The organism is Samsonia erythrinae (genome assembly GCF_004342665.1).
GTDB lineage: Bacteria > Pseudomonadota > Gammaproteobacteria > Enterobacterales > Enterobacteriaceae > Samsonia > Samsonia erythrinae.
The window spans coordinates 114,826-134,893 of record NZ_SMBY01000004.1; the positions used below are offsets into that span (position 1 = coordinate 114,826).

The following is a 20,068-nucleotide window of genomic DNA, read 5'->3' on the forward strand; positions in this document are numbered from 1 at the left end:
TTCCCTGCGAAAAGAATGAACAGAGTGTACGCATAGATTTATAAAAGGGGAAATGCCTTTCCTCTGAATAGCATAGCGCAACCGGATAAGAAGAGAATGGCGAGGGGCGAATCGCAGATTGTCGTCATGCATTTGGGGTATATAATGTCTGGCGCGAATATTTTGATCAATGGGTCGTTTCATGAAACGCAGCCGGAATGAAGTCAGCCGCTGGAGGATGTTGCGGCAAGTGCAACGCCGTCGAAGTCGCTGGCTGGAAGCGCAGTCGCGAACTTACTGTCGTATTCACTGTGCTCGTTATTTGCGCCAGCAGCATCAACGCAGGGCGTTGCTCTATGCGGTAGCCTGTGAATGGTAAATGAGTGAGAAAAATAGCGACCAGAGGAGAGGCCGCTATTTTTTTATCATACAGCCGCATTTATTCATTCATCACGGCAATGCGCAGCGTCATCTCTTGCTTTTCGCTCCCTGGCTCGGTCGTTTTTTCCGCCTCCGGCAGAATAAATAGCGACACAGACGCGTTTAAGCGCCCCGTTTGCGCCAGCAGTGAAGAGAAGGTGTGGGCAGAGGCTTCAACCTGTTCCGCGTTTTCTTTGACGGTGTCATTGAGCGTGCTGAGACGGGCAGTGACTTCATGAATGCTTTCGTTCTGCTGGTGTGAGATTTCTGATATTTCGCTCAGAAAGGCGCCGGTGCCTTTCGCCGTCTGAATGATTTCATGCAGGCTGTCATTCAGTTGGTTGACCAGCCTCGCCCCAGCGGCGACGCTGTTGTCGGAATCACGGATCAGCACGTTGATATTTTGCGCGGAGTGGCTGCTTTGTGATGCCAGCGTGCCCACTTCCCGTGCGACGACGGCGAACCCGCGTCCCTGATTCCCGGCTCGTGCCGCTTCGATTGCCGCATTTAATGACAGAATGTGAGTCTGAAACGCGACGTTCTCAATCATCCCGATCGCTTCCGTCATTTCTTTTGTTCTACCCGCAATATCCGACATCGCCGCTTTGACGTCATTCATCATGGTTTCGCCCCGCACGGCGATCTTGCTGGTGTCTTCCGCGTGCAAATTCGCCTGTTGGGTGTGCTGGGCATTCTGTTCCAACTGTTGATTCAATTGCATGATGTGTTCGGTGGTGGCTTTAAGCTCACGGGATTGACGGTTAGCCTGTTCGGAAAGCCGGTGGTTGTCAGCCGCGACCCGGTCGACCTGCGCGACCATTTGGTCAACGCCCTGACGAACCTGATGGACTAATGTCACCAGTCCATCCTGCATTTGAATCACGCTGTTGTTCAGCTGTTCGATTTCCCGCGTACTGCGTGTGGTTGAATTTATCGCCAGGGAAAGGTCGCCCGCGGCGATCCGTTTTAAATGCGCGATGATGCTTATCAGCGGGCGGATAATCACCCGGTTAACGCCGACCCAGACTACGACGGCGATCGTCAGTAAAAGCCCCAGAACGGTGATAAAAATGGTTTTCGCCCGATCGAGCGAGGATAAAAATTGCTGGCCATGCTGATTTTGCAATGTATCAATATCTTGCAAATAGTGAGAATATTTTTGGGCAAAGTCGCTTTGATAAGCCTGAACGGGGACGGCGAAGAAAATATCAATCTGATGACTGGCTTTGATTCCCGAAGCCAGCTCGATCAGTCCGGCGTAGAGCTGCTTATAACTGTTTTTCAGGTCGGCAAAGGCCGCGGTATCCGCTTCGCTCGCCGGGGTGGACTCCAGTAACTTATAATGTTCTTGCGCCTGTTTCAGGGAGGCTTCCGCCTCATTCATCAGGCTATGCCAACTGCCTTCCGACCCCGTTTCTTTGTCTACCAACAAATAAATGCCCGCGCGATTTAGCTTATCGCTGGCATTCATGACCTCCATGCGCGCGTTGTCCATTAAGGCTTGCTGCTGACGAAGGTGTTCATTGGCGGCAATATCCTGCCTGACCTGGGTCATCGTTTGCGAAATGACCCCGACGGAAACCAATTGCAGCAGAGAAAATAATCCGATGATTAATAATAGCCCGGAAAGGATACTGAGACGGTAACGGCGGCGGATAGCAGCAATTCTGTTGCGCAAAATCGCGGGCATTAACATGGTGATTGACTCGCTTTAGATGGATAGCGGTCAAACTATCATTGTTAAATGACTAAAATATTTCAGCTTTTAAAGGGGAAAGAAGGGACATGGCTTGTCGTGTCAGCGATGCCCTTCATTGGCAGACGACTAAAATGCTTTTTTAAACGGCTTCACGCTGACGTGCTGATAAACCCCCGCAGCGATATAAGGATCGGCGTTAGCCCAGGCCGTTGCGTCATCCAGCGATGAGAATTCGGCAATGATCACCGAGCCGGTAAAGCCCGCCTGACCCGGTTCCTCACTGTCTATTGCGGGTAACGGCCCGGCGGTCAGCAAGCGGCCTTGATCGCGTAATGCCTGTAAACGGGCGAGATGGTCCGGTCTGACCGACAGACGTTTTGCTAATGAGTCAACATTATCTTCAGCATAAATGATGTAGAGCATAGCGACCTCACAGATAGGAAGGCACCTTTTCCCGTTTAGCGAGCGAATCCCGTAGCCAAACGCGATCGGGTAAGAAAAGAGCGACACATTATCATACGTGACGCTGTACAAGAAAAATAGTTCGAGGACAATAGGTTGATTTGCCAGCGTAATCCCCCCTCAACATTATTTTTTTACAATTCCGTGGGTTGTTATTGAATATGATTGCTATTTGCATTTAAACTTGGCGGCATAAGAGGATAAAGACAGACTATGCCGCAAAAAAAGTTTTTTCTGACTCGACGTTACTCATGGCCATTCATACTTTCAGTGGGGTTCCACGGCTCGCTGATTGCAGGTTTGTTGTACGCATCGTTTAATAATTCCATCGAATTACCGCAAGAATCCAAACCCATTAGCGTGGTGATGGTGAACCCTGCGGCCGATGAAGCGGCGCCTGCGGCCAAATCCGCCCCGGAGCCGGTGAAACAGCCGGAACCTGAACCGGAGCCGATACCCGAGCCCGAACCGCTCCCCAAACCCGTGCCGCTGCCGGAACCCAAACCGAAGCCGAAACCTAAACCGAAGCCCGAGAAAAAGGTCGAACGGCCCAAGCCTGTGAAACGTGAACCGGTTGCTGAGAAACGGCCGCCTTCGCCCTTCACCAGTGAAGAACCGACGCGTAATGTGGAGAATGCGCCGGTAAAACAGGCTCCGGCACCTGCGGCCAATACCCAATCAACCGGGCCGCGTCCATTGAGCCGTGTGCAGCCGACCTATCCGGCGCGCGCATTCTCGCTGCGCGTTGAGGGCAGAGTGAAGATGCAGTTTGATGTGGATGCGTCCGGGCGTGTGGACAATGTTCGGGTGCTTTCTGCCGAGCCGCGCAATATGTTTGAGCGTGATATCAAACAGGCGATGCGTAAATGGCGCTATGAACCCAACAAACCGGGCAAAGATCTGGTCGTGACCATCGTCTTTAAAATTGACGGCGGGGCGGCGGTCGAGTAACACAGCCCGGCACAGATATAAAAAACGGGGCGCGCTTTGGCTGGCGGGCCCCGTTTTCGTTGATGCTTTTAAACTCGTGCGGCTGTTAACGGTAGCGCGCCTTACTCGCTGGGGGTGAAGCGACTTTTACCGGGCGGTAATTCGCGAGGGTGTCCCTCTTCATCCACCGCAACGTAAGTGAATAAGGCTTCTGTTGCCCGATAACGCTGACCAATAGGTTCAGACGACACTTTCTTGACCCAGACTTCAACTTTGATGTTGATGGAACTGCGCCCGGTGCGTAAACAGCGGGCATAGCAGCAAACCACGTCGCCGACAGCGACAGGTTTTAAAAATGACATACCATCAACCCGAACGGTAACGACGCGACCTTCGGCGATTTCTTTCGCTAAAATCGCGCCGCCGATGTCCATTTGCGACATCAGCCAGCCGCCAAAAATATCGCCGTTTGCGTTAGTGTCGGCTGGCATGGCCAGCGTGCGCAGAACCAGTTCGCCCTGTGGTAACACGTTTTGTGTGCTCATTGTGCAATCAGTCAAGTTGGTTAAAGTTGAGCATACGCGCAGCGGTAAGGCTGTATCGCTGCCGGATGCCGTGTGTTTATTAAACACTTTTTATCACATGCACGATCGCTATTGCCTGCTTTTTTCTTCTTCCGCTTTTTCCTGCTCGCCAGGCAGGTGGCGATAAATATAGACGCCACAAATCAGCGTAAAGACCAGCGTCACGCCGGTCAGACCAAATACTTTGAAATTGACCCAGACGCTTTGCGGCAGCCAGAAGGCAATATAGAGGTTAACCAGCCCGCACACCACAAAGAACATGGCCCAGGCGAAATTCAATTTTCCCCACACGGATGGCGGTAAGGTGAGTTCTTTACCTAACATTTTCTGAATCAACGTCTGTTTCATGACAAATTGGCTAACAAGCAGCGCGATTGCAAACAGCGCGTAGATGATGGTGACTTTCCACTTAATGAACAGATCGTTATGGAACACCAGCGTCAGAGAACCGAAAACGACGACCATGGCAAAGGTCACCAGCGTCATTTTTTCTATTTTGCGATACATCACCCAGGTGATGACGAGCGCCAGCGCCGTTGCCGCGATTAACGCCCCTGAAGCGACATAGATGTCATAAAGTTTATAAAAAGCGAAAAAGACGACGAGCGGTAGAAAATCAAGAAGTTGCTTCATTATATCAATCCATCACTTATCTGTGCCGTAATAATAACCCTGCCGGATTATCCGATAACTTGAACCATTATCCTTTATTGTGGCGCGCCATTCCCGAGATATTGTAATAATTTGCAGAAAATTACGATCGTACGCGAGCGGGGGAGTTTTGCGAGCGCTATGCCGCTCGTTGACGGCATAGCACAAAAGACGTTAATCAAGCGCGCAGCAGCATATAAAGGCGATACAGGTAGACGAGCAGGATGGCGGAAAGCAGATTGCTTAACCCGTTCAACACCACGGCAAGCACCGTTGGCGATGAAATCGGTAACTTTGACACGACCAAAAGAATCGCGATTTTAGCCAGTAACCATATCAACACAGCCGGCGCCGTCGCGCGCAGGTTGCTATAGGCCAGTTTGGCGCTGGATTTAATGGCGCTGAAAACCCCGCTTTTTTCGGTGACGACAATCACCGGCGACAAGCTCAGCGCAATCGCCAACAAGATGCCGGGAATGATCAGAAGCATCATACCAAACTGGATAAGCAAGGTGCACAGCAGAATCAGGATAAGCAGCCTGAGTAAAAAAGGCACTGATGCGCCAATAGCGCGCAGAGCGCTGGTGTGTTGCCCGTTAGACACCAACTGGATCAACATCAGAATCCCGCCCGTCAGAAGCACATTTCCCACTAACGCGGAGAACGTACCCGCTGCCGACAGTTTCAGTAATACGGCTTGTTGTTCCGGTGTCATCTGCTGAATCAAGTCCATTAAGCCAGATTCGACGGAAGAAGGCAGATCGCTACCGGAACTGCTCAGAATCCGTAACTCCTCTCCGGAAGGCGATAGCGCATGATTCAGGATGACAGTAATGAATGCCGTCAACAGCGCCATCATCAAAATACTGATGAACTGATTGCGGGTAAAATTCATTGTGTCACGATACAACGTGTTAGCCGTAATAGGCATGCAGGCTCCTTGAAAAAGAAAAATCGACAGGTATGACTTAACTCACGATTGTAACCTGTTAACCCGAACTGTGGCACCCCATCGGCGATGCAATGCTGCTTTTCCCTTCATCTGGCGGGGAAGAGAGTGAAAGGGTGGGCAAAGGCGGTAGGCCATAATTTTCTCGCGCTCGATTACAGGCGTCGTTGGTTTGGCCTTCCATGCCGGACGGCATAAATTCACGGCACGGTGAAGGGCGATTCACATAAATAGAACAACTGACGGCGTCCCCGATGGTACCGACCAGCGCCTGACAGCGCGGGGTCTTGCTGTTAGTTCCCGCCATACAGCGTAAAAAAGGCGAAACGGGCTCGGTGATCTGAGAAGGAACGGGTCCGCCGCCGTCGTCCGCTTCGGCCCAGTAAAAAGACACCCTGAAAAAAGCGCAGCATGCGCCACAGTGCATACAGGCGTTATCGCTCATTTGATTATTCACTGCCCCCAACCAGCGTGAATCAGGTTAATGAAGATAAAAATTTACCGTTGAATGCGTCTGAGTGGTAATACAATTTCCCGTCAGCGCACGTTGTGTACTTTGGGTTGTATATTGATTTAGATCAATTTCATAAAAATTAATTACTTGCTGGAAAGTGATGTAATGCAATTCGGGTGTAAAATCTTTAAAAGATGTGATCTGGCTTAAAACAAGAATACCTACTTGGAGTTATATTTCGACCGAGATTTAAACCATACAAATGGAGTGGGTAATGAAAAAAGCATCTCTCGTTGTATTGGCGGCAGCGCTTATATCAACGTTTGCTCAGGCTCATCAAGCCGGCGATTTTATTGTTCGTGGGGGGGCGATAACGGTTCGTCCTGTTGAAAGTTCGGACAATGTGCTGGGTGCCTTGGGTGAATTTAAGGTTAATAACAATACTCAATTAGGTCTGACTTTCAGCTACATGGTGACGGATAATATTGGCGTTGAATTGTTGGGGGCGACGCCGTTTAACCACAAGGTAGGTTTGCAAAGTACCGGAACGATTGCAGAAATTAAGCATCTCCCGCCTTCTCTGGTCGCTCAGTATTATTTTGGCGACAGGGAAGATAAGTTGCGTCCATACCTGGGCGTCGGGGTGAACTACACCATGTTCTTTGATGAGAAGTTTAATAACACGGGGAAAAATGCCGGGCTGAGCGATCTGAGCCTGAAAAATTCCTGGGGTATTGCCGCACAGGCTGGGCTGGATTACAACCTGGATGAAAACTGGCTGCTCAACATGTCAGTATGGTGGATGGATATTGATACCGATGTGAAATTTAACGCCGGTAACGAGCGGCAAACGGTGCACACGAGTCTTGACCCGTGGGCCTTTATGGTTGGCGTCGGTTACCGTTTCTGATTCAAACCGTCTCAGGCAGGAAGAATGAAAACGGTGGAGTCGGCTCCACCGTTTTCACAAGCTGTAAATTCCCATCATTAAACGTGACGTTACATTGATGGCGCTTATCGGGAGATTATGCGCGCGTTGCGGCTTTCATTTCACTCACAAAAGCGTGTAGCTGAGTCAGCATAACGTCTGGCTGATGAAGATTTTCCTCAATGATTTTCACGACGGCAGAGCCGGAAATCGCGCCTGCCGCGCCGGATGCCAACGTTTCCCGCACCTGCTCCGGTTTGGAAATACCAAAACCTTGCAGCGCGGGAGCCGCACGGTAATCCTGCAATTTGGCCACCAGATGCTTCAGCGGCAACTGACCCCGGTTTTCCGCGCCGGTGACCCCCGCACGCGAGACTAAATAGGTATAGCCGCGGCCGTAAGAGGCGATCTCCCGCAGTAAATCATCATCGGCGTTGGGCGGACAGATAAAGATCGGCGCAATGCCGTGGCGGTATGCCGCAGTGCGAAAAGGCGCTGACTCCGCCACGGGAACGTCCGCCACCAGCACCGAATCGACGCCAGCCTGGGCGCAGCGCTGATAAAATTCATCAATACCGTTGCTGAAGACCAGATTGGCATACATTAGCAGGCCAATAGGTATTTCCGGATATTTTTGGCGAATTGTCGTCAGCATCTCAAAACATTGACCGGGTGTGACGCCTGCGCTAAAGGCGCGCAGATTAGCGCCCTGGATGGTCGGTCCGTCCGCCAGCGGATCAGAGAAGGGGATGCCGAGCTCCAGCGCATCTGCGCCTGCGGCAATCAGTGTTTCAATAATCTTCAGCGAGTGTTCCGGGGAAGGATCGCCCAGCGTAACAAAGGGGACGAACGCACCTTCTTTTTTCTCTGACAGACGGTTAAACAGCGATTGATAGCGCTCCATTAAATTTCTCCCCGCTCTTTCAAAATATCGTGCACGGTAAAAATGTCTTTATCGCCACGGCCAGACACATTGACGACCAGCAGTTGTTCTTTCTCCGGCGCTGCCTCAATCATCTTCAGCGCATACGCCAGCGCATGGGAAGATTCCAGCGCGGGAATAATCCCTTCGCCGCGGCTGAGCGCTTTGAACGCGCTCAGCGCTTCATCATCGGTAATCGAGACGTAGTCAGCGCGCCCGATGCTGTTCAGATAAGCGTGCTGCGGGCCGACTGACGGGAAATCCAGACCGGCGGAAATAGAATAGGACTCTTCAATCTGCCCGTCAGACGTTTGCATCATCGGGGATTTCATTCCGAAATAGATGCCGACGCGACCGTGTTTTAACGGCGCGCCATGTTGTCCGGTTTCAATGCCCAGCCCCGCAGGCTCAATGCCGATCAGACGAACGTCAGGATCATCAATGAAGTCCGCGAACATGCCAATGGCGTTAGAACCGCCGCCAACACAGGCCAGCACCGCATCCGGCAAGCGGCCTTCTTTTTCCAGAATCTGCGCTTTGGTTTCTTCGCCAATCATACGTTGGAATTCGCGCACGATGGTGGGATAAGGATGCGGGCCTGCCGCCGTTCCCAGCAGGTAGTGCGCATTTTCATAGCTGCCGGACCAGTCGCGCAGCGCTTCGTTACAGGCGTCTTTCAACGTGGCGGAGCCGCTGTGAACAGGGATCACTTCCGCTCCCATCAGCCGCATACGGAAGACGTTCGGCGATTGCCGTTCAACGTCCTTTGCCCCCATATAAATGCGGCATTTCAGGCCGAGCAGGGCGCAGGCCAGCGCCGTCGCCACACCGTGTTGGCCCGCGCCGGTTTCGGCGATGATTTCGCTTTTCCCCATGCGTTTGGCCAGCAGCGCCTGTCCGAGCACCTGATTGGTTTTGTGCGCACCGCCGTGCAATAAGTCTTCTCGCTTCAGATACAGCTTGGTTTTCGTGCCTGCCGTCAGGTTCTGGCACAGGGTTAACGCCGTCGGGCGGCCCGCGTAGTTTTTCAGCAGATGGGTAAATTCGGCCTGAAACTCAGGGTCTTTTTGCGCGCTGACGAAAGCCTCTTCCAATTGGCGTAGTGCGGGGATGAGGATCTGCGGAACATATTGCCCGCCGAATTCACCGAAGTAAGGGTTAAGTAATGTCATAATTTTCCCGTCTGTGTTTAGTGTTGCTGACGTAACGTCGCAAATACCGTAGCAATTTGATGTGGGTTTTTTTTCCCCGGCTCGCTTTCCACCCCGGAGTTGAAATCCAGTCCGACACAGCCCTGCTGAGCTGCCTGCGCGCAGTTATCGGCATTCAGACCACCGGCTAACAGGACGTTATCCAGGGATTCGCCGGCCAGCAGTGACCAGTCGAACGTTTTACCGCTTCCGCCCTGACCGTTATCAAACAGGTAGCGATCGACGTGGCTGAACGTGCGTTTCGGCAAGGTGTCGGCGACGGGCAGCGCTTTCCAGATCTGGCAGGTCGCTGGCAATTTCCGGCGCAGCTGGTCGATGGTTTGCTGATCTTCGTCGCCGTGCAGTTGAACCGCAGCGAGCGTCAGCCGCGTCGCGGCGTCAACGATATCCTCGACGGGCGCGTTGCGGAAGACGCCGACATAACGTAACGGCGCGCCAGCCATGACATCGGCGGCTTGATGGATATCAACATAGCGCGGAGATGACGCGACGAAGATTAATCCGCCGTAGTACGCGCCGGCTTGATAGGCCGCCAGCGCATCCGCCGCTCGCGTCAGACCGCAAACCTTGTTTTCACCCAAAATGACGCGACGCACTGCGCCGTTCAGATCCGGTTCAGACATCAGCGAACTGCCGATCAGGAACCCCTGAACAAAGGCGCTGAGTTCACGAATCTGCGCATGCTGATTGATGCCGGATTCACTGATGACCGTCACGCCTGCGGGCAGGCGAGGTGCAAGCGTGCGGGTGCGGTTGAGGTCAATGGAGAGATCGCGCAGGTCGCGGTTGTTGATCCCCACCACGCGCGCCTCAAGCTGGATGGCGCGTTTCAGTTCTTCTTCATTACTGACTTCCGTCAACACGCCCAGCTTCAGGCTGTGCGCCACCTCGGCCAGTTGTCTGTACTGCTCGTCATCCAGTACGGATAGCATCAGAAGAATGGCATCCGCCTGATAGTAACGCGCCAGATAGATCTGGTAGGGCGAAATCATAAAATCTTTGCACAGCACCGGCTGATGAACCGCGGCACTGACCTGCGGTAAAAAGGCGAAGTCGCCCTGAAAGTACTTTTCATCGGTCAGTACGGAAATGGCGGACGCATAATTTTGATAGACACGAGCAATGGCAGACGGATCAAAATCGTCTCGGATCAGCCCCTTAGAGGGCGACGCCTTTTTACATTCGAGGATAAAGGCCGGTTTATCCTGTTTCAATGCCTGATAAAAATCACGCTGGCTGGGGACGATTTCATGTTGAAACGTGTCCAGCGGCTGTGTTTTTTGTCGTTCAGCCACCCAGAGCGCTTTATCGCGCACAATTTTATTTAATACGGTTTCCTGCATGATTCCATTATCCTCTGGCAGACAGGGCGGTAACGCGCTGATAAGCCTGCCCGCTATGAATGACTTCAAGTGCCTGTTGCGCATTCTGACGCAGATTTTCCTGCCCGAATAATCTCAGGAGCAACGCAACGTTGGCGGCGACAGCCGCCGCATGTGCGCGCTCTCCTTTACCTTGTAGCAGTGCCGCCAGAATGTCACGGTTTTCTTCCGGTGTGCCGCCCTGTAGCGCCGACAGCGGATAGGCGTCCAGACCGAAATCACGGTGCGTGAGCGTGTAGGTTTCTATCTCGCCATGGTTTAACTCGGCGACCTGCGTCGGTGCGTGAATCGCGACCTCGTCCATCCCGCCGCCGTGGACGACCGCCGCGCGCTGATAACCCAGCACTTTTAGGGTTTCAGCAATAGGGCGAACCAATTCGGGGCTATAGACGCCGATGAGCGCCAGCGGCGGACGCGCCGGGTTAACCAGCGGGCCTAACACATTGAAGACGGTGCGTGTTTTCAACTGTTGACGCACCGGCATGGCATGACGAAAGCCCAGATGGTATTGCGGCGCGAACAGGAAACACACGCCCAGATCGTCCAATGCCTGACGTGAATCCTGTGCGCTCATATCCAGCTTGATGCCAAAGGCCGAAAGTAAATCAGAAGAGCCGGAACGGCTGGATACGCTGCGGTTGCCGTGTTTAGCGATTTTCAGGCCGCAACTGGCGGCGACGAAGGCGCTGGCGGTGGAAATGTTGATGCTGTTCGTCCCGTCGCCGCCGGTGCCGACAATATCGGCAAACAAATAGTCCGGGCGGGGAAAATGCTGTGCGTCAGCCAGCAATGCCGCAGCGGCGCCGGCGATCTCGTCGGGATGCTCGCCGCGTACTTTCATGCTGATCAACGCCGCCGCCAGTTGGCTGGCTTCCAGTTCACCGCGGATAATGGCGCTAAACAGCGACTGACTTTCCTGACGGCTGATGTTTTGTGCGCGGTACAGTTTTTCCAATATGTTTTGCATAGTAAATACATCCTGAGCAGTAGACGGTTTCTGAGTCGCAGGAGGCGATGACATCGCCTCATCCTCGCTAAGCCAGCGCCCAATCCAGCGTTTTTTCCAGCAGTCGGGCGCCATGGGTGGTGAGGATCGACTCGGGATGAAATTGAAAGCCACAGACGCGATCCGCGTCATTGCGTACCGCCATGACCATATCGTTAAAGCGCGCGTTGACGGTCAGCGAGGCGGGTATGCGGCTACCAACCAGCGAGTGGTAGCGGGCAACCGGCAGCGGTTGCGGTAAGCCGGAAAACATGGCGCTGTCGTCGTGAACGATCGCGGAGGCTTTTCCATGCAAAATTTCGCCAGCCTGACCGACATAACCACCGTAAGCCTCAACAATGGCCTGATGGCCGAGACAAATACCGATAATCGGCAACTCACCGCGCAAACGTTGCAGCAGTTCGGGCATACAACCGGCTTCGGCGGGGGTGCCGGGGCCAGGAGAGAGCATCAGTATCGGGTTTTCCATGTGCTGCAACCGCGCAATGATCACGTCGGCAGGCAACTGATTACGGTAAATGACCACCTGATGACCGCTGGCGCGCAACTGATCCACCAGGTTGTAAGTGAATGAATCGATATTATCGAGTAGCAGGATATCGGCCATCAGAACATCTCCTTTGCATGGTGCGCACTGGCGATGGCTCGCAGCACGGCCCGGGCTTTGTTACGCGTTTCATCGGCTTCGGCCTGAGGGTTAGAATCTAACACCACGCCCGCACCGGCCTGAACCGTGGCGATACCGTCTTCGACGTAGGCGGAACGAATCACGATACAGGTGTCGAGATCGCCGTGGGCGGTGAAGTAACCGACGGCGCCGCCGTAGCTGCCGCGCCGGGTTTTCTCACTGGCGGCAATGAGTTGCATTGCCCGTACTTTAGGGGCACCGCTCAGCGTGCCCATATTCATACAGGCACGATAAGCGTGCAGTACATCCAAATCCTCGCGCAGCGTGCCGACCACGCGGGAGACCAGATGCATCACAAAGGAATAGCGATCAACTTTGGTCAAATCAGCGACGTAGCGGCTACCGGGTTGACAGATGCGCGCCAGATCGTTGCGGGCCAAATCCACCAGCATCAAATGTTCCGCCAGCTCTTTATGGTCGGTGCGCATTTCCAATTCAATACGGCTATCGAGATCGCGATCCAGTGAGCCATCGGCACGGCGACCGCGCGGCCGAGTCCCGGCAATCGGGTAAATTTCGATTTGACGGCTGTCGGCGTCGTATTTCAGCGAGCTTTCCGGCGATGCGCCGAATAGCGTGAAGTCCTGATCCTGCATATAAAACATGTAAGGGCTGGGATTGTTGTCTTTCAGCGTCTGGTATGCCGCCAGCGGTGAAGGGCACGGCAGGGAGAAACGACGTGACGGCACCACCTGAAAAATTTCGCCCATACGGATGGCTTCCTGCATCTGGCTGACCACAGCACCGAAGTCTTCGTCGCTCTGGTTGCAACTGAGCGCCATATTTTCAATGGACTGGCGCGGCAGAGTCGGCGCAGGCTGGGTTAACTGCACTTGTAACGTCTCCAGGCGCTGCGTTAAACGCCGCTTCTCGCCGTTGTCTGGCGTAAACAGGCTGGCTTGCAGGGAAGTGATGCGCTTTTGGTGATCGAGGATCAGCAGCGTTTCCGCCAGATAGAAACAGAAGTCCGGGCAGCGTTGCGATTGACTCAGCGCAGGAAGCGCCTCAAAGCCGGCGACCAGATCGTAAGCAAATAGGCCGCCGAGAAACATGGCCTCCCGTTCATTTGCCGGACAAGCGACCAGCGACAGAATCTGGCGCAAGGCGTCAAAAACGGACAGAGAACGTAAGCGGGCATCTTCATCCTGCACGGTATCCACCAGTGGGAACGTCAACTCACGGCCATTCGGACGCGCATGATTAATGACCTCGGCAGGCAGCGCCGCATCCAGCAGTGGCAGAAGGTTTGCCCCGTTTGTCGTCAATGCCTGAATAGCAACCTGCTGGCCCAGCGCGGTGATGCGCAGCGCGCTGTCAATAACGAGCAGACTTTTCAGGTTTTCCTTACTGTCGATTTCAGCCGATTCCAGCAGTAAGGTTGCCGGTCTGGCGCCACAGAGTTGATGGAATATGGCGTTTGGGTCGTTACGATAAACGGCTTCGGCGCGCAGCAGTTCCAGATTTGGTTGTGTTGTTTGCATTGTTGCTACCTGTTTAATTTATGCCCATCAAATAAAAAACCCGCTTATTTAAGCGGGCCTGGGAATGTCTGCATCGATGACAAAGACGCACGATTACTCCCCCCGCCACAGGGAAATGCGCCAATAACCATGTTTCATCATTTTTTGCATCGCCATCATCAATCTCACTGTTTACGCACCGAACTTTCGTACTAGTTAACTGGTTCGAAAATAAAAAGTCAACACCCGCAATAGGATTATTTTATAGCGGCGCGAAATGTAACTGCGGCATTACCATTTGTTGCGTATTGATGGCATCATGCCAGCCTTACGTGATCATGATGAATGGATAGCCCCGTGCCAGCAGCGTTTCAACCAATGCCATCGTTTCCGCTTTATGACTTACATAGCCACACGACGGCGTCTGACGGCATGTTAACGCCGGCGGCGTTGGTCAACCGGGCGGTAGAAAGGCAGGTGAACGTGCTGGCGATCACCGACCATGACACGATCGCCGGGCTTGAAGATGCCCAGCGCGCGATTGAGCAACAGGCGCTGCCGTTAAGGCTCATTCCCGGCGTGGAGGTGTCTACGCTGTGGGAAAACCATGAGATCCATATTGTCGGGTTGGGGATGGAGATTGCGCATCCGGCGTTAAGTTCGCTGTTGCAACAGCAGGCGCTTTTTCGCCAACAGCGGGCCGAGCAGATCGCTCTCCGGTTGGAAAAAGCCCGTATTCCCGATGCACTGTCAGGCGCACAGCAGCTGGCGACCGGCGGACAGATTACGCGGGCGCATTTTGCCCGCTATCTGATTGCGCAGGGCATGGCGACGAACATGAATCAGGTGTTTAAAAAATATCTGGCGAAGGGGAAAACCGGCTACGTGCCGCCACAGTGGTGTTCCATACCGCAGGCGATTGAGGCCATTCATCGCGCTGGCGGCGTGTCGGTGCTGGCACACCCCGGACGCTACGACCTGACGGCGAAGTGGTTGAAACGGCTGTTAACCACATTTGCTGATAATGGCGGGGTCGCGATGGAGGTCGCTCAGTGTCAGCAGGCGCCGGATGAACGAACGCAGTTAGGCCGTTATGCGCGTGATTTCAATCTGATGGCGTCGCAGGGATCGGACTTCCATATGCCGTGTGCCTGGATCGAACTGGGGCGCAAACTGTGGCTACCTGCGGATGTCGAGCCGGTTTGGCATCATCCGCTGCTGGCTGTCCAGCCTGATACGCGCGCGTTGATGGTCCGCGATGCATGAAATAACAATCTTTTACTGCTAACTCGTTCTACAATAACGATATTGCATGGTTGCGCGGCCTGTGATGCGTTACGCCGCGCAATGTCCGACGTATGAGGTAAGGTCATGAGTCAGTTTTTCTATATTCATCCGCAGAATCCGCAGCCGCGACTGATTGGTCAGTCGATAGAGTTTTTGCATAAAGGCGGGGTGATTGTTTATCCAACGGATTCCGGCTATGCGTTGGGCTGCATGTTGGGCGAAAAAAATGCCATGGAGCGCATTTGCCGCATTCGCGATCTGGACAGCAACCATAATTTCACGCTGATGTGTCGCGATCTGTCCGAACTGTCGGCGTATGCCTACGTCGATAACGCCGCCTTCCGGCTGATTAAAAATAATACGCCGGGTAATTACACGTTTATTTTAAAAGCGACGAAAGAGGTGCCTCGCCGCCTGATGAGTGAAAAGCGGAAAACGATAGGCCTGCGTGTGCCATCCAACCCGATTGCGTTGGAACTGCTGGCCGCGCTGAACGAACCGCTGATGTCGACAACGCTGATGCTGCCGGGAAATGATTTCGCCGAATCCGATCCGGAAGAAATTCAGGAACGATTAGGTAAATTGGTGGATTTGATTATTCACGGCGGTTTTCTGGGCCAGCAGCCGACGACCGTTATCGACTTAACCGAGTCTACGCCGCAAATCGTTCGTGAAGGAACCGGTGATATCGCGCCGTTCTTATAATGCCGGGGCATCGCGTTTAATACCGAGACAGCGTGTTGCGGCACGCCGTAACAATGGGAATACAAATGGCGCGAAGATCGGTATAATCGCGCCAGTAGGCCGTATCACCGATAATTTTTACGTAACTTGCTGAATTCTATCAGCCGTTATGACTCCCCCCGACGCCTGGGAAGGCGACACTAGAGGTTGCTCAATGAGCGAAAAGCTACAAAAAGTTCTGGCACGCGCCGGTCATGGCTCGCGCCGCGAAATTGAAGGTATTATTCAGGCTGGACGCGTCAGCGTTGACGGTAAGATCGCCACACTGGGCGATCGCGTTGAAGTGACGAAAGCCACCCGAATCCGTATTGATGGCCATGTTGTGACCGTCAAGGAAACCGAAGAAACCGTCTGTCGCGTGTTGATTTATTACAAACCCGAAGGCGAACTGTGCACCCGCAACGATCCCGAAGGCCGTCCGACAGTATTTGACCGTTTGCCGAAAATTCAGGGTTCACGCTGGGTTGCGGTCGGCCGTCTGGATGTGAACACTTCCGGTCTTTTGCTGTTTACGACGGACGGCGAGTTGGCCAATCGTCTGATGCACCCCAGCCGCGAGGTTGAACGCGAATATGCCGTTCGCGTCTTCGGCGAAATTGATGACGAAAAGATCAAACAGCTGAGTAAAGGCGTACAACTGGAGGATGGCCCGGCCTCGTTCCGCACGATCCGCTATCAGGGGGGCGAAGGCCTGAACCAGTGGTATAACGTAACGTTGACGGAAGGACGTAACCGCGAGGTTCGGCGTCTGTGGGAAGCGGTCGGCGTACAGGTTAGCCGCCTGATCCGTGTGCGCTATGGCGACATCCCGCTGCCGAAAGGCCTGCCGCGTGGCGGCTGGGCGGAAATGCCGCTGGAACAACTGAACTATTTGCGCGAGTTGGTTCAGCTTGAACCGGAAACGGTGTCCAAGCTACCGGTTGAGCGTGAGCGCCGTCGCGTGAAGGCGAACCAGATCCGCCGCGCGGTAAAACGTCACAGCCAGATTAACGCCGCTCCGTCACGTCGTACCTCACCGAAGCCGAAGCGCATCGGCTGACACGTTTATTGATACGCGCCACGGGCAGCGTCCGCTGCCCGATATTTACCAGTCAATACCTTGCTGTGCCTGCACGCCGGCATCAAATGCATGCTTCACCGCACGCATTTCCGTCACGGTATCCGCCATGTCCAGCAGGTCGCGGTGGCAGCCTCGACCGGTAATAATGACCGTTTGTGCGGCAGGTCGCTGATTTAATGCGGTGACAACGTCACTTAAAGCTAAATACCCATAGCTGACCATGTAGGTGAGTTCGTCCAACACGACGAGATCGAGCTGAGGGTCGGCCAGCATCCGTTTGCCGTGCTGCCAGACGCGCTGCGCCGCCTCCGTATCCGTCTGGCGATTTTGCGTGTCCCAGGTAAAACCTGTCGCCATAACCTGAAACTCGACGCCGAGGGGTTGCAGCAGGTTTTTCTCGCCGTTCGGCCATTCTCCTTTGATAAACTGGATCACGCCGGCCCGCCGCCCATGGCCTATTGCACGCGTGACGGTGCCAAACGCGGCGGTGGTTTTCCCTTTTCCGTTTCCGGTAAAAACAATCAGGATACCGCGCGTTTCATTGGCGGCGGCAATACGGGCATCGACTTTTTCTTTCAGACGCTGTTGTCGCTGTTGGTGGCGATCGTCGTTCATTCTGAATATACCTTCGTTATTCGCTCGGGCCGGGCTTTCTGCCCGGTTGGGCATCAAAACTCATGCCAGTCTTGCGACGACTGTCGTCACCCATCAGATACAGATAAAGCGGCATGATCTCTGCGGGCGTTTTGAGCCTGTCAGGATCTTCCTGCGGGAACGCCGCCGCGCGCATGGCGGTGCGGGTACCGCCCGGGTTAATACAGTTCACGCGTAGATTTTTCGCGCGATACTCTTCGGCCAGCACCTGCATCAGCCCCTCAGTGGCAAATTTAGAGACTGAATAGGCTCCCCAGCCTGCACGACCTGAGCGGCCAACGCTGGAACTGGTGAAAATGAGTGAGGCGCAAGACGATTTCAGCAATAAAGGGAGCAGCGCCTGCGTCAGCATGAAGGTGGCATTCACGTTCACCTGCATAACCTCATGCCAGATCTCAGGAGATTGCTCCGCGATAGGGGCGATCTCCCCCAGTAGACCGGCATTGTGGAGGACGCCATCCAGATGGGGGACAACCTGCGCCAGCTCGTCAGCGAGCTGAAAACACTGTGTCGATGATAAGGTCAGCATATCGCACACCATGATGTGTACCGGCGTCTCTTGCTCCTGGGCGATTTGTTGCTTGACCGCCTGAAGCTTGCTTTCCGTGCGCCCAAGCAAGATAAGCTGAGCGCCATAGCGCGCATAGGTCAATGCGGCCTCCCGGCCAATTCCGTCGCCGGCGCCGGTGACCAGTATAATGCGGTTTTGCAATAAATCGTTTTTCGGCTGGTAGTGCACAATGAATTCCTCTTACCGCGGCATGCTACGGCCACGTATCAGACAGACAGGCGCGGTGCGATTGGTCGGGCCGCGCGTTTTGGACGGACGATGCATCCGGCTGGGCGAATGGGGCTGTTATGCCTCAAATGTCAGGCGTTTTCAATGAGACTGCCTCTATTTATCCTCATGCCGCTGTAAAAAACAGCAACAAACAGGAAAACGGCAGGAATAACATCGCCATACTGCCGGCTATCAGTTAGGTTATAGAAAGGGGATGGTTCGCGACATCGGCCATAGGCAGGCAACCAACATTAATCAATACTCAGTCAATTGAGGGTGGTATTTGTGGAATTACTTTCTCTGTACGGGTTATTTCTGGCTAAGGCTCTCACCATTGTTATCGCGATTGGCGCGCTGGTCGTGCTGGCATTCGGGATGACGCAGCGTAAGCGTCAACATAAAGGTGAATTGCAGGTGACGAATCTGGGCGAGCAATATCAGGAAATGCAGCGGGAGATGCAGACGGCCTGTATGAGCGATATTGAGCGGAAACTGTTAGCGAAACAAGAGAAGAAGAAAGAGAAAGAAACCGCGAAGCAGGATAAACAGCGCGCCAGACGCGGCGAAGAGAAAAGTGCCAAGCCGTGCCTGTATGTTCTCGATTTTAACGGCAGTATGGATGCGGGAGAAGTCAGCTCGCTGCGTGAAGAGATTTCCGCCGTCCTCGCCGTGGCGAAACCGCAGGATGAAGTGTTGCTGCGTTTGGAAAGTCCAGGCGGCGTGGTGCACGGTTATGGGCTGGCGGCATCGCAATTACAACGCTTGCGTCAGGGCGGAGTGCGACTGACGGTTGCTGTGGATAAAGTGGCCGCCAGTGGCGGATATATGATGGCCTGCGTAGCCGATCGCATTGTGGCGGCGCCATTTGCAATCGTGGGCTCTATTGGCGTGGTGGCGCAGATCCCCAATTTTCACCGTCTGCTGAAAAATAAAGATATTGACGTTGAGCTGCATACCGCAGGGGAATTTAAACGCACGCTGACGTTATTTGGGGAAAATACCGAGCAGGGCCGTGATAAATTCCGTGAAGATCTGAATGTGACGCACCAGCTGTTTAAGGCGTTTGTGCAGCAGATGCGCCCGTCGTTGGATATTGATGCGGTTGCGACGGGTGAACACTGGTTCGGTTCACAGGCGAAGGAATTGGGGTTAGTTGACGCCATCGGCACCAGTGATGATCTGCTGATTGCCGAAATGGCCAGCCATGAAGTATTGAGCGTGCGTTATACGCGCCGCAAACGCCTGTTGGATCGTTTAACGGGGAGTGCGGGAGAAGCGGCGGAACGTTTGATGCTGCGCTGGTGGCAACGTGGTGCGAAACCGCTGCCCTAAGGGGCGACACATGGACGCTGAGTAACGGCGTCTGCGTTCAGACTGCATGGCGTCAAACAACGATAACGCCCGCGAAAGCGGGCGCTGTCATCAATCGATCAGATAATATTTTTCAGATAAAACATGAGCAAGGTGCTTGAACATATTAAACGCAGCGGTGCTTTTTAAGGTTGGCATGCCGCTCCCATCAAGAAAAAATTCGCCGCGAAAAACCAACACACCGTTTTTTTGTTCTACGCTATTGGCGACCATGCCGTGCAGATAATCATCGTGATGTTGAATGATGTCATTGGCTTCAGCCAATAGCGTCTGACGGTCAATAGGACGTTTTTCTTCGTTAACCTGATGCTCAACTGACATGATTGCTACTCCTGTGTTCACCCTTGAAAACGGTGATATTTGCACTATTCAATAACCGTATGGCCAATTCCATCTGGCAAAAGGGTACTGCGATACGGTTGTAGCGTAAAGGGTAGATTGTGATG

20 protein-coding genes, 2 pseudogenes and 1 other annotated feature are annotated in these 20,068 nt (G+C 53.7%); of the genes and pseudogenes, 7 read left to right on the plus strand and 15 right to left on the minus strand.

The genetic code is table 11. From position 1 onward, the window contains the following. Nucleotides 1-181 precede the first annotated feature (181 nt). The gene (locus EDC54_RS09040; RefSeq protein ID WP_132455363.1) at nucleotides 182-358 is read left to right on the plus strand and encodes a YciY family protein; all 177 of its coding nucleotides are present in this window, start codon (nucleotides 182-184) and stop codon (nucleotides 356-358) included. 60 nt (nucleotides 359-418) lie between these two features. Here EDC54_RS09040 and EDC54_RS09045 read toward each other — a convergent pair whose 3' ends face one another. Continuing rightward, entirely contained in the window at nucleotides 419-2,095 is a 1,677-nt protein-coding gene (locus EDC54_RS09045; protein WP_132455365.1) for a Tar ligand binding domain-containing protein, read from the minus strand. Nucleotides 2,096-2,224: 129 nt separating this feature from the next. Beyond that, on the minus strand, nucleotides 2,225-2,521 hold the full coding sequence (locus EDC54_RS09050) for a YciI family protein (RefSeq protein WP_132455367.1): 297 nt from the start codon (nucleotides 2,519-2,521) through the stop codon (nucleotides 2,225-2,227). Between the two features lie 252 nt (nucleotides 2,522-2,773). Between EDC54_RS09050 and tonB the strand changes: the two genes are divergently transcribed. Next, complete coding sequence (gene tonB / locus EDC54_RS09055; RefSeq protein ID WP_132455369.1) at nucleotides 2,774-3,511, plus strand: TonB system transport protein TonB; 738 nt, start codon at nucleotides 2,774-2,776, stop codon at nucleotides 3,509-3,511. A 101-nt stretch (nucleotides 3,512-3,612) separates the two neighbouring features. Here tonB and yciA read toward each other — a convergent pair whose 3' ends face one another. From yciA to EDC54_RS09075, 4 genes are all read right to left on the minus strand, one after another. Continuing rightward, nucleotides 3,613-4,035, minus strand: a complete 423-nt coding sequence (gene yciA / locus EDC54_RS09060) for an acyl-CoA thioester hydrolase YciA (protein WP_132455371.1) — start codon at nucleotides 4,033-4,035, stop codon at nucleotides 3,613-3,615. Between the two features lie 108 nt (nucleotides 4,036-4,143). After that, nucleotides 4,144-4,707 (minus strand): septation protein A, encoded by a 564-nt coding sequence (locus EDC54_RS09065; protein WP_132455373.1) that lies wholly within the window; start codon nucleotides 4,705-4,707, stop codon nucleotides 4,144-4,146. Nucleotides 4,708-4,903: 196 nt separating this feature from the next. Beyond that, nucleotides 4,904-5,656, minus strand: a complete 753-nt coding sequence (locus tag EDC54_RS09070) for a YciC family protein (protein WP_132455375.1) — start codon at nucleotides 5,654-5,656, stop codon at nucleotides 4,904-4,906. A gap of 58 nt (nucleotides 5,657-5,714) precedes the next feature. Continuing rightward, the gene (locus EDC54_RS09075) at nucleotides 5,715-6,119 is read right to left on the minus strand and encodes a YkgJ family cysteine cluster protein (protein ID WP_132455622.1); all 405 of its coding nucleotides are present in this window, start codon (nucleotides 6,117-6,119) and stop codon (nucleotides 5,715-5,717) included. 283 nt (nucleotides 6,120-6,402) lie between these two features. On the opposite strand from EDC54_RS09075, the gene ompW reads away from it, so the two are divergent. Beyond that, nucleotides 6,403-7,038, plus strand: a complete 636-nt coding sequence (gene ompW / locus EDC54_RS09080; RefSeq protein WP_132455377.1) for an outer membrane protein OmpW — start codon at nucleotides 6,403-6,405, stop codon at nucleotides 7,036-7,038. A 115-nt stretch (nucleotides 7,039-7,153) separates the two neighbouring features. On the opposite strand, the gene trpA is transcribed toward ompW, so the two are convergent. The 6 genes and pseudogenes from trpA to EDC54_RS09110 all read right to left on the minus strand — a co-directional run bounded on the left by trpA (nucleotide 7,154) and on the right by EDC54_RS09110 (nucleotide 13,746). Next, the gene (gene trpA, locus EDC54_RS09085; protein ID WP_132455379.1) at nucleotides 7,154-7,960 is read right to left on the minus strand and encodes a tryptophan synthase subunit alpha; all 807 of its coding nucleotides are present in this window, start codon (nucleotides 7,958-7,960) and stop codon (nucleotides 7,154-7,156) included. After that, nucleotides 7,960-9,150: a tryptophan synthase subunit beta gene (trpB, locus tag EDC54_RS09090; RefSeq protein WP_132455381.1), complete on the minus strand. Its 1,191-nt coding sequence runs from the start codon at nucleotides 9,148-9,150 to the stop codon at nucleotides 7,960-7,962. The genes trpA and trpB overlap by 1 nt, the downstream gene beginning before the upstream one ends. 17 nt (nucleotides 9,151-9,167) lie before the next feature. Then, on the minus strand, nucleotides 9,168-10,532 hold the full coding sequence (trpCF, locus tag EDC54_RS09095; RefSeq protein WP_132455383.1) for a bifunctional indole-3-glycerol-phosphate synthase TrpC/phosphoribosylanthranilate isomerase TrpF: 1,365 nt from the start codon (nucleotides 10,530-10,532) through the stop codon (nucleotides 9,168-9,170). A 7-nt stretch (nucleotides 10,533-10,539) separates the two neighbouring features. Beyond that, a pseudogene (trpD, locus tag EDC54_RS18240) lies at nucleotides 10,540-11,541 on the minus strand (anthranilate phosphoribosyltransferase); the annotation flags it as partial. Between the two features lie 65 nt (nucleotides 11,542-11,606). Then, nucleotides 11,607-12,184, minus strand: a pseudogene (locus EDC54_RS18245) (glutamine amidotransferase-related protein); the annotation flags it as partial. Beyond that, nucleotides 12,184-13,746, minus strand: coding sequence for an anthranilate synthase component 1 (locus EDC54_RS09110; RefSeq protein ID WP_132455389.1), 1,563 nt, complete (start codon nucleotides 13,744-13,746; stop codon nucleotides 12,184-12,186). The gene EDC54_RS09110 and the pseudogene EDC54_RS18245, both read right to left, overlap by 1 nt. 30 nt (nucleotides 13,747-13,776) lie before the next feature. Continuing rightward, nucleotides 13,777-13,878: a sequence feature (Trp leader region), on the minus strand. 225 nt (nucleotides 13,879-14,103) lie between these two features. Here EDC54_RS09110 and rnm point away from each other — a divergent pair. From rnm to rluB, 3 genes are all read left to right on the plus strand, one after another. Continuing rightward, nucleotides 14,104-14,991, plus strand: coding sequence for an RNase RNM (gene rnm, locus EDC54_RS09115; protein WP_196238450.1), 888 nt, complete (start codon nucleotides 14,104-14,106; stop codon nucleotides 14,989-14,991). 105 nt (nucleotides 14,992-15,096) lie between these two features. Further along, entirely contained in the window at nucleotides 15,097-15,717 is a 621-nt protein-coding gene (locus EDC54_RS09120) for an L-threonylcarbamoyladenylate synthase (RefSeq protein ID WP_132455393.1), read from the plus strand. 193 nt (nucleotides 15,718-15,910) lie between these two features. Then, nucleotides 15,911-16,795: a 23S rRNA pseudouridine(2605) synthase RluB gene (rluB, locus tag EDC54_RS09125; protein WP_132455394.1), complete on the plus strand. Its 885-nt coding sequence runs from the start codon at nucleotides 15,911-15,913 to the stop codon at nucleotides 16,793-16,795. Nucleotides 16,796-16,840: 45 nt separating this feature from the next. Here rluB and cobO read toward each other — a convergent pair whose 3' ends face one another. Next, nucleotides 16,841-17,431, minus strand: coding sequence for a cob(I)yrinic acid a,c-diamide adenosyltransferase (gene cobO, locus EDC54_RS09130; RefSeq protein ID WP_132455396.1), 591 nt, complete (start codon nucleotides 17,429-17,431; stop codon nucleotides 16,841-16,843). Between the two features lie 16 nt (nucleotides 17,432-17,447). Further along, a complete protein-coding gene (locus EDC54_RS09135) occupies nucleotides 17,448-18,209 on the minus strand; it encodes a YciK family oxidoreductase (protein WP_132455398.1) in 762 nt (253 codons plus the stop codon). A 327-nt stretch (nucleotides 18,210-18,536) separates the two neighbouring features. Between EDC54_RS09135 and sohB the strand changes: the two genes are divergently transcribed. Continuing rightward, nucleotides 18,537-19,583 carry a protease SohB gene (gene sohB, locus EDC54_RS09140; RefSeq protein WP_132455400.1) on the plus strand — a complete coding sequence of 349 codons (1,047 nt, stop codon included), beginning with the start codon at nucleotides 18,537-18,539 and terminating at the stop codon, nucleotides 19,581-19,583. Between the two features lie 90 nt (nucleotides 19,584-19,673). Here the strand turns inward: sohB and EDC54_RS09145 are convergent, their stop codons facing one another. Further along, nucleotides 19,674-19,943 (minus strand): YciN family protein, encoded by a 270-nt coding sequence (locus EDC54_RS09145; RefSeq protein ID WP_132455402.1) that lies wholly within the window; start codon nucleotides 19,941-19,943, stop codon nucleotides 19,674-19,676. Between the last annotated feature and the right edge of the window lie 125 nt (nucleotides 19,944-20,068).